This window comes from Kribbella sp. NPDC004536, from assembly GCF_042873835.1.
Taxonomy (GTDB): Bacteria; Actinomycetota; Actinomycetes; order Propionibacteriales; family Kribbellaceae; genus Kribbella.
Genome location: NZ_JBIALY010000003.1, coordinates 265,514 through 278,890, shown reverse-complemented (window position 1 = coordinate 278,890; position 13,377 = coordinate 265,514). Strand labels below are relative to the sequence as shown.

Genomic DNA, 13,377 nt, shown 5'->3' with positions numbered 1-13,377 from the left:
GCGCGGGCTTGCTGCTTGAATCGACGGGTGAGAGATCGTGAGGAACTCGTCCGCCGTTGGCAGGCCGGGTGGTCCGTCTCGCGGGGCTGGACCACGGTTGAGGACGACAACGACGGCATTCTGATCGTCCGGGCAGGTGAGGAGAGCCGGCCGACCGAGTACGTCGTACTGGACGCGGACGGGAAACCTGACCGGGTGGAACGCGCCGCCCAGCTGGCCTTCGCCGACGGCGGTGGGCGTGGTTCGGGCTGGATCACGCTGGCCACCGACGACAAGGAAGCCCGGATCGAGCAGCTGGAGGAGCTGGGCCTCGAGGTCCAGCAGGACCAGGACTGGCTGATGACGATCCAGCTCTCGGAGCAGCCGGCGTTGAAGCTGCACGAGCGATATGCGTTGCACACCGAGCTCGAGGACGACCTGATCATCACCCGCGCCACCCTGCACGGCGGCGTGGTGTCCAGCGGCCGGATGGCCGTGGTCGGCGAGGACGCGGTCGCGGACCGGATCGAGACCGACCCGGCGCACCGGCGGCGCGGACTCGGCAGCGCGGTGATGGCTTCCCTGGTCGAGGCGGCCGCCGCGAAGGGCGCCAAACGCGGCATCCTGATCGCCTCCATCGACGGCCTGCGGCTGTACCGGAGCCTGGGCTGGAAGGTGATCGCGGACATCGTGATCGCCCGCTCGCGCTGATCTGGTTCAAACGATTGCCATGGTCAGAGTTTTGTGAAGTGCTTGCTCTCATGAGAGTTGGCGCCTGCTGACCTGGGCAAGGCTGCTCAGCATGACGAACCACCGACGGTCAGCCGGCAAGGGCGTGGCCGGTCCGCTCCTCGCATCGTTGTCCGCACTTGTTCTGCTCGCGGGGGTCGGGTGGTTCGTCATGCGCGAGACCGGCACCCCTCGGGCGACCAGCCAGGACACACCGATCACGACCGCCTTGCCCGCTGACGACGCTTCGTCCGCGGCGCCCTCGGCCGCGGCACCTCGTCGTACGACAGCCACGCCCACGCCGACCAGGTCCACGACCGCGCCGAGCCGCGGTAGTACGCGGACGCCTGCCAAGTCGACGTACACGCCGAAGCCCCGGCACACCGCGACGCCGACTCCTACTCCTACGCGGACGACCACGCCGACGCCGACTCCGACCAGGACCAGCAAGCCGACGAAGACGCCGAAGCCGGTCGGTGGATCGGGTCCGGCCGAGGCGCAGGTACTCACGCTGACGAACCAGGAACGCGCGAAGTCAGGTTGCGGTCCACTGAGGTTCGACAAGTCGCTGGTGAACGCGGCCGAGGCGCACGCCGCCGACATGGTCGACCAGCACTACTTCGCGCACGACAGCCTGGACGGACGCAGCCCGTTCGACCGGATGAAGGCGGCCGGGTTCGGTGGTGGTTCGATGGCCGAGAACATCGCGGTCGGATACAGTACGCCCGCCGCGGTCGTTGCGGGCTGGATGAAGAGCCCCGGCCACCGCGCGAACATCCTGAACTGTGCCTACACGATGATCGGCATCGGGTACGACCCCGGCCAGGTCAAGCCGGACTGGGGCAACGGGAGCTGGGTGCAGGACTTCGGCGGCTGACTTTCCATCGTCAGCGGGTTTCAGTCAATCGTTTTCTTCAGGAATCGTTAAGAGGGTTCACGCGCGTGTAACGATGACCTCGCACGTCGGTTAAGGTCGCTGTTCGGTGACCAGGGGGGACCTGGCTGTACCACGGGGAACGACGCGCTGTTTCGGTATCACGAAGAAACGAAGAGGATTCGCCCACCCCATGACGGATTCGCCAACCCCCCGGCGGCACCGCGGCAGTAGACGAGCTCCCCGGCGGAGCCGCGGCCTGGTCGGCCCGGTCGTCAGCGCGCTCTCGGTGCTGGTCGCGATCGGCCCTGTGGTCTGGCTGATGTCGCACGACCAGACCCGTACCGACGACGCCGCGAAGGTGCTCAACGTTTCCGAGGACACCCGGCTGAACGGCGGCTCGTCGGTCGAGGCCACCACCACCGGGTCGCCGCTGATCACGATCACGACGACGCTGCCGAACGGTGTGAGGACGACCGCTGTCGTCGGTACGCCGGCGCACGGCGCGACGGTTGTTTCCACGACGCCGACCTCGCCGGGTACGCCGAGCAGCACGCTGACCACTCCGGCGACGCCGACCGTGGGTGTGACGACGGTGACGGTTTCACCGACCGCGCCGAGCAGTACCGGCCAGACTCCGAGCGTCACGCCGACCCGCAAGCCGGCGCACCGGCCGTCGAGTACGCCGACCAAGACCCGGACGACCGAGCCGACCCCGAGCACCACCCCGGAAGCGCCGACCGGCGGTGGGGGAACGAACGCGCAGGAACGGCAGGTCCTCGACTACACGAACCAGATCCGCGAACAGCAGGGCTGTGGCCCGCTCAAGCTGGACAGCGCGCTCGTCGAGGCCGCCGGCAAGCACGCCTCGGACATGGTCCGCCGGCACTACATGGACCACACCAACCCCGACGGGCAGGACCCGGGCGACCGGATGAAGGCCGCCGGGTACCGCGGTTCGAGCTGGGGCGAGAACATCGCCGCCGGGTACGACTCCGCCGAGAAGGTGGTCGCCGCCTGGATGCAGAGCGACGGCCACCGCAAGAACATCCTCAACTGCCGGTTCACCACGATCGGCGTCGGCTACGACCCCGGCCAGGTGAAGTCCGACTACGGACCAGGCAGCTGGGTCCAGGACTTCGGCCGAAGCTGATGGCTGTCATTGTCCCGAAAACACCAACCGTGGCGAAAACGTTGTCCTACCGCCACAATGTCCGGCCGATTCAGGGCCGGTCGCGGCGGGTATTCCCGTCCTTGTCAGGTTGCCGGACGTTCCTGGGGGGCTCCGGTGAGACGGCTGGTGAGGCTCGTCTCGTTGATGAGGCACGTCTTGGGGGCGCGACTTTGAAGGGAACAACGAAATAATGTCCGAGTCCGGCAACGGCCGGTACAAACCACGCAGGAAGGCGACCCGGGCGGCCCGCTCGTCGCGTTCCGGCAACCGGTCCACTCCGCCGCCCGCGGAGTCCACCCCGCCGACCCCGCCTGAACCCCCGCGCTACGCCCCGCGCAGCGACGAGTCCCCGTTCTGGGCGAACGCACCCAAGGGCAGCGGCAACGAATCCCCGTTCTGGGCCGGCAGCAACCAGTCGCGCCCCGCCACCCCTCAGTACGCCCCCCGAGGCGCCCTCCCCAGCTACACCTCCCCCGACACCACCTCCGGCCTACCCATCCGCGATGCTGGAACTGCGGCCGGATCCGGGGCGCCCGCGGACGGGGCCGGTGCGCGCGCGGACGGGGTCTACCCGGCTGCGACCGACGCCCGCCCAGCCGGCACCTACCCGGCCGCGGCCGGCACCGACCGGCCCAGCGCGGGAACCGCATCCGCGTCCGCGGCACGCACGGAGGGCATCTCCTCGGGCCTCACCGCAAGCCGCGTGGAAGGCCTCTCCTCCCGCCGCGCAGCGGGCACTCCGTCGTGGGTAGACCAGTCCATCGGTACCGACCCAGAACCCCCCACCCGGGCCCGCCGAGCCGCCCGCCGCCCAGAAACCCCCACCTCCCTCAGCGACAGCTCCCGCGCAGAATCCTCCGCTCGTGGGTCGCTCGGGGACTCCTCCGCGCGGGGATCGCTCGGGGACTCCTCCACTCGTGGGTCGCTCGGGGAGACCGCCGGGACCTGGTCGTCCCGCCGGGCAGCCGACGACTGGGCCTCGCTCGGACCAGCCGCGACCTCGGACGCCAGCAGCACGTCGGACACCCGCAGCACGTCGGACGCCCGCAGCGCTTCGGATGGCTGGCGTACGTCGGACGCGTCCGGTGTGTCGGACGCCCGCGGTACGGCGGGTGACGGGAGCCGCAGCTTGTCCGGGAGCGGCTGGACCGCTGACGCTGTATCGGTCAACCCGACAGTGGCAACCGGCTCACCGGCACGGCGCCGTGCGGCCGACACCGACGCAGCCACCGGCCTCGCCGCAGCCGGCGCAGCCGCCGGCGCCCTCGCAGCCGCCGGCGACGCAACCACCCGCGGCACGGCAAGCACCACCGCAGCTGGCGAGTACGACGCCACAAGCCTGTACGCGAACTCAGCAGACGCACGCAACAGCCACGGCACCACAACCACCACCGGCGCGACCGCAGGTGCAGCGTCGGCCGCCGATGCGCTGAGCATGCGCAGCACCTACGGCGCCGCAACCGACACCAGCGCGATCGCCGACTCCGAAGCCACAACTGACGCCGGTGCGACTGCCGGCTGGAGTGCAGACGCGGCAGGCACACGTGGCCCGTACGGCGCGACAGCTGCCAACCCGGCCGCGGCAGCCGCCGGCTCTGGCGCGGAGACGGCCGACGCAGACGGCGCGTCCGGCGCCGCCGCGGGTGCGGGCGCGGCGATCGCTGGCTCCGGCAAGGACGCCGCGGGCTCGCGTAGTGCCTACGGCTCGGCGGCGGGGGCTGCTGGTGCGGGCTCCGCGATCGCTGGGTCCGGCGCGGACGCGGCAGGCTCGCGTAGCGCCCACGGCTCGGCGGCCGGTGCGGTCGGCGAGGGGGAGCATGTTGCTGCTCCGGGGAGTGCTGGTGTTGGTGGGCGCGGTGGGTCTAGGCCTGGTGGGTCTGGGTCCGGTGGGTCTGGGGCTGGGGGGTCTGGGCCTGGGCGGCGTAGTGCGGCTCGGGTGGCGGCTGGGGGGCGGGCTTCGCGGGGGCGGCGGGCGGTCATTGCTGTTGCCTCGGTGTTGCTGGTGATCACGCCGATCTCGTGGATCCTGTTGCACCAGCCGCAGAACGACCCGGCGGACGCCTCGATCCCGATGGTGACGCGTACGGACGACACCTACATCACCCCGTCAACGAAGGCAGCCGTGGCGACTCCGTCGGCGAAGGTGACGACGAAGCCGACCACAACTCCGACGATCACGCCGACGACCTCCCCGACCGAGACCCCGTCGGCGACCCCGACGAACAGCCCCACCGGCAGCCCGACGGACACCCCGACCCGGGAGTCGACGCGCAACCCGACGACCGCCCCGACCTCGGCCCCCACGTCGACCGACCCGAGCACGGCCCCGACGTCCCCCGGCACCACGGTCACCTCCAAGCCGACTCCCACCACCCCACCCCCGACCACTCCGCCTCCCCCGGTCGACGGAGGTATGCAGGGCACCGAGCAGCAGTTGTTCGACATGATCGACAACGCTCGGGTGAACAACGGTTGCGCTCCGCTGAAGCAGGACCCGAGTCTGACCAATGGAGCACGGTCAACGGCCGGCAGCCGCGCCTCCTCCGGAAGCAACCTCAACGGTGGCTCGGGCTCGCAGGCCGGTGCCGGGGGCGACAAGATGACCGTGCAGCAGGCCTACAACCAGATGATGAAGAACAGCAAGAGCACCCTGCTCAACTGCGGTCTGACGACCCTTGGGGTAGGTACGGGTTCGGCCTCGCACGACACGGGCATCCTCTGCCCGCTGCTCTGCGGGACGACCACGCGGAACGCGTGGGTGGCGAACTTCTCGTAGTGGTTCGGCGGCTGTTCCCGGCGGTTGGTGCGACCATGGGTGGTACCTGGTCCACCAACCTGCGGGAGGCTGGATGTTTTCCGAGCGTGATGATGTGGATCGGGCCGGGCCGGCGCATTTCGGGATTCATCCGGACGCGCTGGCCGAGGAGCGGCCGGATCCGCGGCCGGACGAGGCCCGCCGGATGGGGCTGAGCAGGCATACCGAGGAAGGCGCCGTCCTGTACTTCGCCTCGTCCCTCGACCGCGGGAAGACCGGGCACCGGATGATGGCCTGGATCCTGCTGATCACGTTCGCCGCGCCGGTGGTCTACATCCTGCTCGCGCTGCTGTAGAACTCCTGCCGGTGCCGCTGCGGCGTCGTACCGAGCACCGTGTGGAAGTGGTGCCGGAGCGCGTCGCTGCTGCCGAACCCGCTTTCCGCCGCGACCCGTTCCACCGACAGATCGGTTGTCTCGAGCAACAACCGCGCCCGGTCCAGCCGTTGCCGCAACAACCACGCCTGGCCCGAACTCCCGGTCCGCGCCCGGAACTGCCGGGTGAACGTACGCCGCGACAGCGCGACCGCCCCGGCCCATTCGTCCAGCGACACGGGCTGGTCGAGCCGCGCCCGCGCCCACACCATCGCCTTCTCGATCACGTCGTCGGCCGGGTCCGGCGGTACGGGCACCGGGATGTACTGCGCCTGCGACCCGCTCCGGTGTGGCGCCACGACGATGTCCCGGGCAAGTTGTTCCGCCACCTCGAAACCGTGATGCCGCCGTACCAGGTGCAAGCAGCAGTCCAGCGACGAGGCCGTACCGGCGGACGTCACCAGATCGCCCTGATCCGACCACAGCACGTCCGCCCGCACCTTCAGCGACGGGTACCGCGACCGCAGCTCGTCGGCGAACCGCCAGTGCGTGACAACCTCACGCCCCTGCGCAATCCCGCTCTCCGCAACAAGAAACGCCCCCACGCACAGCCCGACCACGGTCGCTCCGCGGACGTGCGCCCGACGAATCGCGTCCAGCAGTACGTCGGACGCCATCAGCCCGGGCTCCCAGCTCGGCAGCACGACGACGTCGGCGGTCTCCATCGCGTCGAGCCCACGATCCACGGTGATCCCGAAGCCCGCGTTGGTCGGGAACGACCCCGGCTCCTCGGCACACACCTGTACGTCGTACAGCGGCGGCAGACCGCGCCGCTCACCGAGGACCAGGCACGGTACGGCGAGGTGGAACGGGCTCATCCCGGGGTACGCGAAGACCGCGACGCTAAGCATGAGAACAGTATGGCCCGATCTTCGGAAACTATGGCTCCCGGGCCAATGGTGAGACGACCCGCCGGGACGGAGGATCGTGGTCATGAAGATCACGCACATCGGCGGCCCGACCGCCGTCCTGAACCTCGGCGGCCTCACCTTCCTCACCGACCCGGCCTTCGACGAGCCCCGCGACTACCAGCTCCCGGGGCGGGTGATGACCAAGCTGACCGGCCCGGCGATCCCGGCCGCGGACCTCGGCCCGGTCGACGTCGTACTGCTCTCGCACGACGAACACAAGGACAACCTCGACGACTCCGGCCGCGCACTGCTGCCGTCGGTACCGACCGTGCTCTCCACGCCCGGTGCCGCGCTGCGGATCGAGGGTGTACGCGGCCTGGAGAACTGGGAGTCGATCGAGCTCCCCCGGCCGGACGGCGGAACCGTCACGGTGACCGGCGTTCCGGCGCTGCACGGACCGGACGGCGCGGAGGCGGTCGTCGGGTTCGTGACCGGATTCGTGTTGCAGGGCGAGGGTTTGCCGACCGTCTACGTGTCCGGGGACAACGCCTCGCTCGGCCACGTGAAGGAGATCGCGGACCGCTTCGCGCCGATCGACGTCGCGGTGCTGTTCGCCGGCGCGGCCCGTACGCCGCTGCTGAACGGCGCGAACCTCACCCTCACCTCGGAGGACGCGGTCGAGGCCGCGCGGATCCTCGACGACGCGACCATCGTGCCCGTACACACCGAGGGCTGGACGCACTTCACCGAAGGCCCGGAACGGTTCCTGGCCGCTTTCCGGGACGCCGGCCTGGAGGACCGGGTGGAAATGCTGACGCACGGCGTTCCGAAGACGGTTGCTTGAGGGCTTGACGAGTACGGAGCGTGACGACTAGCGTGGCCGACCGCCGGGGGGAACCGGCAGCTTGAGTTCATCGGGCCGGGGGGACATCGGCCCACTGCCAAGGGGGACATTTCCTGTGTTCGGAACACGCTTTCGCACGCTCTTCTCCGCTGCCACGGCCGCAGTGGTGCTGGCCGGGACCGCGGTCCTCGCACCACTGACGGCCGACGCGGCGATCACCGCGGTCCTGAGCGGGATCCAGTACGACCCGCCGGGCACCGACACCCGTACGAACGCCCAGATCAACAACGAGTTCTTCACGGTCCGCAACATCAGCTCGCGCCCGATCAACCTGTCCGGCTTCCGGGTCCTGGACGCCGCGAACCACCTGTTCGTGTTCCCGCGCGGCTACGTGCTGCCCGGCCGGTCGACGGTGATCGTCCGTACGGGCAAGAACCGCAACCGCGCGCTCACCCTGTACTGGAACCAGAGCTGGTACGTCTGGAACAACACCGGCGACACCGCCCGCTTCCAGACGCCCGCAGGCAAGACCTTCGACACCTGCACCTACAAGGCAGTAACCGGCCGCTACCGCGTCGCCTGCTGACTATCGTTGCCCTAGGCAATATCCACAGGACGCGCGGCAGACTTGAGATTGTGGATAACCGGATTCCCTTGAAAACAAGGGAATCCGGCTTTGAAACTGTCCGGGGACGTGGGTACCGTTGCGGGGTCTCCAAACGCTACCGCCGCGACCGCGCCGAAACCTGGCGCGACGTCCGCCTGGCCAGAGCCCTGCCGAAGTACGCCGCCGTAGCGTCCGCGCTGGCCGACGGCATCGAAGTCCCCGGACCTGACGACAGCCCGGCGGACGCGACGACCGTGCGTGAAGTGCGGCCGTTGCGGACCGCGCAGGCAGCGGCGATCGTCTCCGAGCTGGAACGGGTCCGTTCCCGCGTACCGGTCGAGCACCTGGACGTCGCCGAGGAACAGTTCGTCGCACTGGCCCTGCACCTGTCCCCGGCCGAACTGCGCTCCGCGGCCCGCGAAGTCTGCGACCTACTCGATTCCGACGGCCCCGAACCCGAAGAGCACAAGGCCGCCGCCCGGGAATCCCTGACGCTGACCTCCGCCGACCGCGGCGTGAAGTTCAAGGGCTTCCTGGCCAATGAGAACGCCGAACTCTTCCGCGCGGTGATCCACGCCGGCGCCCGCCCCCACAAAACCTCCGACGGCGAACACGATCCCCGCCCCCGCGACAAACGCCAAGCCGACGCCCTGTCCACCGCCCTGACCATCGCCGCCACCGCCTGGGACACCAACACCCCCACCCCCAGCTCGCCAACCGCCGCTCCGGCAGGTGATGCGGCACCTGATGGGTCGGTGACAGTTGATGGAGTGGATGCTCGGGTTTCGCGGTGTGGCGGGCAGGTGCCTGGGTACGGCGCGAAGGCGAGCATCTCCGTCACCATCGACCTCGACGACCTGACGGCTGCTACCGCGGACGCGATCGGGCAGACCGTGTACAGCGGCGGGCTGTCGGCGGCCGCGATCCGGCGACTGGCCTGCGACGCCAACGTCATCCCGATCGTGCTCGGCTCGAACTCCGAACCCCTCGACGTCGGCCGCTGCGAACGCCTCGTCACCAAACCCATCCGCCGCGCCCTGAACGCCCGCGACCGCGGCTGCATCGTCTGCGGAGCCCCGCCCGTCATGTGCGACGCACACCACGTGATCCACTGGCTGGACGGCGGCAGCACCACGATCACCAACCTCGCCCTGCTCTGCCGCCGCCACCACGTCGACGTTCACAACGACCGCTGGACCATCACCATCACCAACGGCCAACCCCACGTAACCCGCCCCACCTGGGCCGACCCACCACCCCTACGCCGACCACGAACCGCGACCGGCAACCCTCTCAGACCATCTGGTACGTCCGAGCGGGCGCGAACAACCCCGGCAGGCACGCCCTGGAACGAACCACCTCGCCGTGGGCCGAACGAGGTGGATACGGTCCCGGGCGAGGTCGACGCGATGAGTGGGCGGAGGAGCCGGTTGCGCGCGGACGCAGCTACCTACGCCGAGGCCGCACGGTTCGCAGTCTGGAACGGAAACGCCGCGAACGACCCCAGCACAGGTCCGCCGTCCTTCGTGATGACCTGACCGCTGTGATGCCCCGGCCCAATGCCATCACCTCCCAGTCCTGTCCAGGTAGCTGCTCGCCCCGGGGCAGCGGCTCGGTTGTCAGGGGGTGCGGGTGGCGGGGGCGGGATCCGCGCCGTCCGGGATCCATTCGTGGACGGTGATGTCGTCGCCGACGCGGATGGTGCCGGGGGCAAGTACTGCGGCCTTTACGCCGAAGCTGACGCCGCCGCCGTAGCTGGGTTCGCGGCGGTAGGTGGCCAGGGTCCGGGTCGGTTCGGGGCCGGACTTGGTGCCGGTCGCCTGGTCGACGGTCGGTACGGCACAGCGGATGCCGCGGGCGGAGTACCCGATCTCGACCTCGCCGGCGGTCATTCGCAGCACCTTGTCCTCGGTGTGCGGGTCGGGCCAGCCGGCGATCACGAGGTTCGGGCGGAAGCGGTTCATCGGGATCGGGGCGCCGCCGCGTTCGAGGATGCGGGCGTTCAGGCCGTCGAGGGACGACTGCGACGTGATCATCAGCGCGTGCGCATCACCGTACCCGGTGAGGCCGCGGTGCGCGCCCCAGCCGGGCCGCTCGTGTTCGGGGGTGACGCGGACCAGCGCGGCCGGCGTGCCGAGCCGCTCGGTGAACCACGCGTCCGCGGCCGGGTCCTGGGCGACGCCTTGGCCGAACCATTTACCGAAGAGGCTCACGTCGCGGCGCTTCCCGTCGTACCGGATCTCGACCTCGAGGTCGGGCGCATCAGGTCCGGACAGCCGGAGCGCGGCGCCGCTCAGCGCGGCCCGCAGCGTGGCCATCGCGGGGAGTTTGCGCTGGCTGAGGAACGCACCGTCGGGCTCGACCAGCATGAACAGACGGTCGTTCAGCAACCCGGTCGGGCCGGCTTCGGCGGATTCGACGGGGATCCCGGCCAGACCCTTCACCGGGTAGTAGTTCAGGGCGGCAACCTTCGCGACAGACACGTGGCTAAGCCTAACCGGCGCTTGATCTGTTGAATCGTGTTGAGTTATGTTTGAACACGTGGAGGACGTCGAGGAGTTCGGTGCCGCGTTGCAGCGGGTACGGCGCAACGCCGGGCTGACGTACCGCGAACTGGCGGACCGCGCGCACTACTCGCACCCGCACCTCATCCGCGCCACGAACGGCAAGCACCTCCCGACCTGGGACGTAGCGGCCGCGTACCTGACCGGCTGTGGAGTACCCGCGGACCTGATGCCGGTCTGGCGCCGCCGCTGGGAGGAGGCGAGCCGCGACCCGCGTGACGTCGTCGTACTGCTGGACGAGGCCGAAACGCTCGAACACCTGGGCGCCGCCGTCGCCGCACTCACCCGCCCACGCTCGCTGCGCGCGCTCGCACAGGACACGGGAATCCCCCGGGCGACGATCCAGGCCTGGCTCCGGGGCACCCGCTTCCCCGGCCGGGATCGCCTGGACCAACTGGTCCGCGCGGTCGGCGGAACGCGGGAAGAGCGTGCTGCCGTCGCCCGTACGCTCGACCGGTTGAGCACCAGCGCCGAGGTTCAGCCGCGAAAGACGGCGGCCGGAGCTCGGGGCGTCGGATAGGCCTCGGCGTCGGTCAGGGGTTTGGCCTTGCCGGCCAGTTCCCCTAGCGGTGCCACGTCGTAAGGCGGTTGGGCGTGCCGGCCGGCGTCGGTGAGGTCAGGGACGGGCTGGCGGGAGGCGACGAGGATGACGTTGCCGAAGCCCTTGCCGCGAAGGATTTTCCGCTCGGCCAGCACCGTCCCCGGACCGATCGCCGAGAGGACCGTGGCGGCCGTCCGGCGGATGAAGGGCAGTCCGGCCTGGCCGTCGATCAGGTTGGCTACGAGTACGCCGGTGGGCCGCAGGACCCGGGCACATTCGGCGAAGAACTCAACTGTGACGAGGTTTGCCGGGACTGCTTCGTGTTCGAACGCGTCGAGGATCAGCAGGTCCATCGAGTCCTCGTACACCGAGGTGATCCCGGCCCGCCCGGTGACCGGCCGGACCTTGATGCCGGAGCGTTTCGGCAGCGGCAGCGCCTCGCGGACGAACTCGGTCAGGTCCTCGTCCGGTTCGAGCACGATCTGGCGGGACCGCGGCCGGGTCGCCGCGACGTACCGCGGCAGGCTCATCGCCGCACCGCCGACATGGACGACGGCGACCGGCTGACGTCGCGGGGCGATCGCGTCCACGACGTCGCCGATCCGGCGCATGTACTCGAACGGCAGGTGGGCGGGGTCCGCGAGGTCGACCTGGGACTGGGGCGTCCCGTCCACCCGCAGTACGAACGTACCGTCGGCCTGCGCCTCGACGCCGGCGAGCCCGGAGGCAGTCCTTCGTTCCACCCGCCCATCCTCGCAGCAGCTACTTGGCCTCGCGCTCCTCGGCCACCGCGATGTCGGTGTTGTCGGTGAACAGGCCGTCGATCCCGGCGCGCCGGTAGGCCGCGATCTCCCCGAACAGGTTGCCCGAGTCCGACGGGACCGCCGAGCTGTCGAACTCGGCCGGCAGGAACGTGTTCTCGACCCGGAACGTGTACGGGTGCACGACCAGCCCGGCCCGGTGCGCGTTCGCGACCAGCGCGGTCGGCGTACCGAGCTTGCCCGCCGCGTCCAGCGGGATGACCTGGTCCTTCGACGGACCGACACCGTCGGCGTACGTCGCCACCTCGCGCAGGCCGGCCGCGCTGACGATGTCGGCGTACGTGCGCTTGTCGCCGGCGGCCACGAAATCGTACGGCGCGCCGCTCGAGCTGGTCAGCTGCACGAGCGGGACCCGGAGCTCCTTGTGCAGCGCCTTCAGGTTGCCGACCTCGAAGGACTGTACGTAGACCTTCGCGCCCGGCCGGTTGAGGCCGTTCTGGTTCAGCGCCCGGACGAGCAGCGGCTCGAGCGGAAGACCCTGGGCGCGGAAGTACGTCGGGTGCTTGGTCTCGGGGTAGATGCCGATCGGCCGGCCCAGTTCCTTGGACAGCCGTTTCGACAGATCGATGACCTCTTGGAACGTCGGGATCTGGTAGCGCCCGTTGAACACGGTGTTGTGCTGCCGGACCGCCGGGATCCGCTCGACCGCGCGCAGCGTCTTCAGCTCGGCCAGCGTGAAGTCCTCGGTGAACCAGCCCGTGGTGGCCACACCGTCGAGCACCTTGGTCTTCTTGCGGTCCTTGAACTCCGGGTGGTTCGCGACGTCGGTCGTCCCGCTGATCTCCGGCTCGTGCCGGGTGACCAGCACGTGGTCCTTGGTGGTGACCAGGTCCGGCTCGATGAAGTCGGCACCCATCCGGGCGGCCAGCTCGTACGACGCCAGCGTGTGCTCCGGCCGGTACCCGGACGCGCCCCGGTGCCCGACGATCACGAAGTCGTCGTGCTGACCGGCCGCGTCGACCGACTGTGGGACCAGGACCGAAGCAGCCAGCGCGAGCGCCGAGACGGCAACCGGAACGATCCGGCGGGGAAACTTCATCAGGTACTCCTCACAAGGCAGGGGGCTCTCAGCTCACTCTCAGGTACTCCGGCGTCCGCGAAGTAGCCGCTCGATGAACGATCGCGCCGAATGTGAGCAACCCAGCGTTGGACCCGGGCGCGCGGCTTGCTAGCGTCCGAAGCACACAATCGGATGAGCTAGGAGC

13 protein-coding genes are annotated in these 13,377 nt (G+C 69.8%); 9 read left to right on the top strand and 4 right to left on the bottom strand.

Annotated elements, in window-relative coordinates; genetic code table 11:
* Nucleotides 1-27: 27 nt before the first annotated feature.
* From ACFYRU_RS26485 to ACFYRU_RS26465, 5 genes are all read left to right on the top strand, one after another.
* Nucleotides 28-690, top strand: coding sequence for a GNAT family N-acetyltransferase (locus tag ACFYRU_RS26485; RefSeq protein WP_141858399.1), 663 nt, complete (start codon nt 28-30; stop codon nt 688-690).
* A gap of 91 nt (nt 691-781) precedes the next feature.
* Nucleotides 782-1,585 (top strand): CAP domain-containing protein, encoded by an 804-nt coding sequence (locus ACFYRU_RS26480; protein WP_387663267.1) that lies wholly within the window; start codon nt 782-784, stop codon nt 1,583-1,585.
* Between the two features lie 190 nt (nt 1,586-1,775).
* Nucleotides 1,776-2,735: a CAP domain-containing protein gene (locus tag ACFYRU_RS26475; protein WP_387663266.1), complete on the top strand. Its 960-nt coding sequence runs from the start codon at nt 1,776-1,778 to the stop codon at nt 2,733-2,735.
* 211 nt (nt 2,736-2,946) lie between these two features.
* Nucleotides 2,947-5,532 (top strand): hypothetical protein, encoded by a 2,586-nt coding sequence (locus tag ACFYRU_RS26470; RefSeq protein WP_387663265.1) that lies wholly within the window; start codon nt 2,947-2,949, stop codon nt 5,530-5,532.
* Nucleotides 5,533-5,605: 73 nt separating this feature from the next.
* Entirely contained in the window at nt 5,606-5,866 is a 261-nt protein-coding gene (locus ACFYRU_RS26465; RefSeq protein WP_387663264.1) for a hypothetical protein, read from the top strand.
* Here the strand turns inward: ACFYRU_RS26465 and ACFYRU_RS26460 are convergent.
* The gene (locus ACFYRU_RS26460) at nt 5,842-6,795 is read right to left on the bottom strand and encodes a GlxA family transcriptional regulator (protein WP_387663263.1); all 954 of its coding nucleotides are present in this window, start codon (nt 6,793-6,795) and stop codon (nt 5,842-5,844) included. The genes ACFYRU_RS26465 and ACFYRU_RS26460 overlap by 25 nt on opposite strands.
* A gap of 82 nt (nt 6,796-6,877) precedes the next feature.
* On the opposite strand from ACFYRU_RS26460, the gene ACFYRU_RS26455 reads away from it, so the two are divergent.
* The 3 genes from ACFYRU_RS26455 to ACFYRU_RS26445 all read left to right on the top strand — a co-directional run bounded on the left by ACFYRU_RS26455 (nt 6,878) and on the right by ACFYRU_RS26445 (nt 9,784).
* On the top strand, nt 6,878-7,639 hold the full coding sequence (locus ACFYRU_RS26455; RefSeq protein ID WP_387663262.1) for an MBL fold metallo-hydrolase: 762 nt from the start codon (nt 6,878-6,880) through the stop codon (nt 7,637-7,639).
* 115 nt (nt 7,640-7,754) lie between these two features.
* Nucleotides 7,755-8,225 (top strand): lamin tail domain-containing protein, encoded by a 471-nt coding sequence (locus ACFYRU_RS26450; protein WP_387663261.1) that lies wholly within the window; start codon nt 7,755-7,757, stop codon nt 8,223-8,225.
* Between the two features lie 68 nt (nt 8,226-8,293).
* The gene (locus ACFYRU_RS26445) at nt 8,294-9,784 is read left to right on the top strand and encodes a DUF222 domain-containing protein (RefSeq protein WP_387663260.1); all 1,491 of its coding nucleotides are present in this window, start codon (nt 8,294-8,296) and stop codon (nt 9,782-9,784) included.
* A gap of 81 nt (nt 9,785-9,865) precedes the next feature.
* Here the strand turns inward: ACFYRU_RS26445 and ACFYRU_RS26440 are convergent, their stop codons facing one another.
* The gene (locus ACFYRU_RS26440; RefSeq protein ID WP_387663259.1) at nt 9,866-10,729 is read right to left on the bottom strand and encodes an MOSC domain-containing protein; all 864 of its coding nucleotides are present in this window, start codon (nt 10,727-10,729) and stop codon (nt 9,866-9,868) included.
* Between the two features lie 58 nt (nt 10,730-10,787).
* Between ACFYRU_RS26440 and ACFYRU_RS26435 the strand changes: the two genes are divergently transcribed.
* On the top strand, nt 10,788-11,330 hold the full coding sequence (locus ACFYRU_RS26435; RefSeq protein ID WP_387663258.1) for a helix-turn-helix domain-containing protein: 543 nt from the start codon (nt 10,788-10,790) through the stop codon (nt 11,328-11,330).
* Here ACFYRU_RS26435 and ACFYRU_RS26430 read toward each other — a convergent pair.
* Complete coding sequence (locus ACFYRU_RS26430; RefSeq protein WP_387663257.1) at nt 11,288-12,094, bottom strand: spermidine synthase; 807 nt, start codon at nt 12,092-12,094, stop codon at nt 11,288-11,290. The two genes, ACFYRU_RS26435 and ACFYRU_RS26430, sit on opposite strands and share 43 nt — an antisense overlap.
* Before the next feature lie 19 nt (nt 12,095-12,113).
* Nucleotides 12,114-13,211 carry a glycerophosphodiester phosphodiesterase gene (locus tag ACFYRU_RS26425; protein WP_387663256.1) on the bottom strand — a complete coding sequence of 366 codons (1,098 nt, stop codon included), beginning with the start codon at nt 13,209-13,211 and terminating at the stop codon, nt 12,114-12,116.
* Between the last annotated feature and the right edge of the window lie 166 nt (nt 13,212-13,377).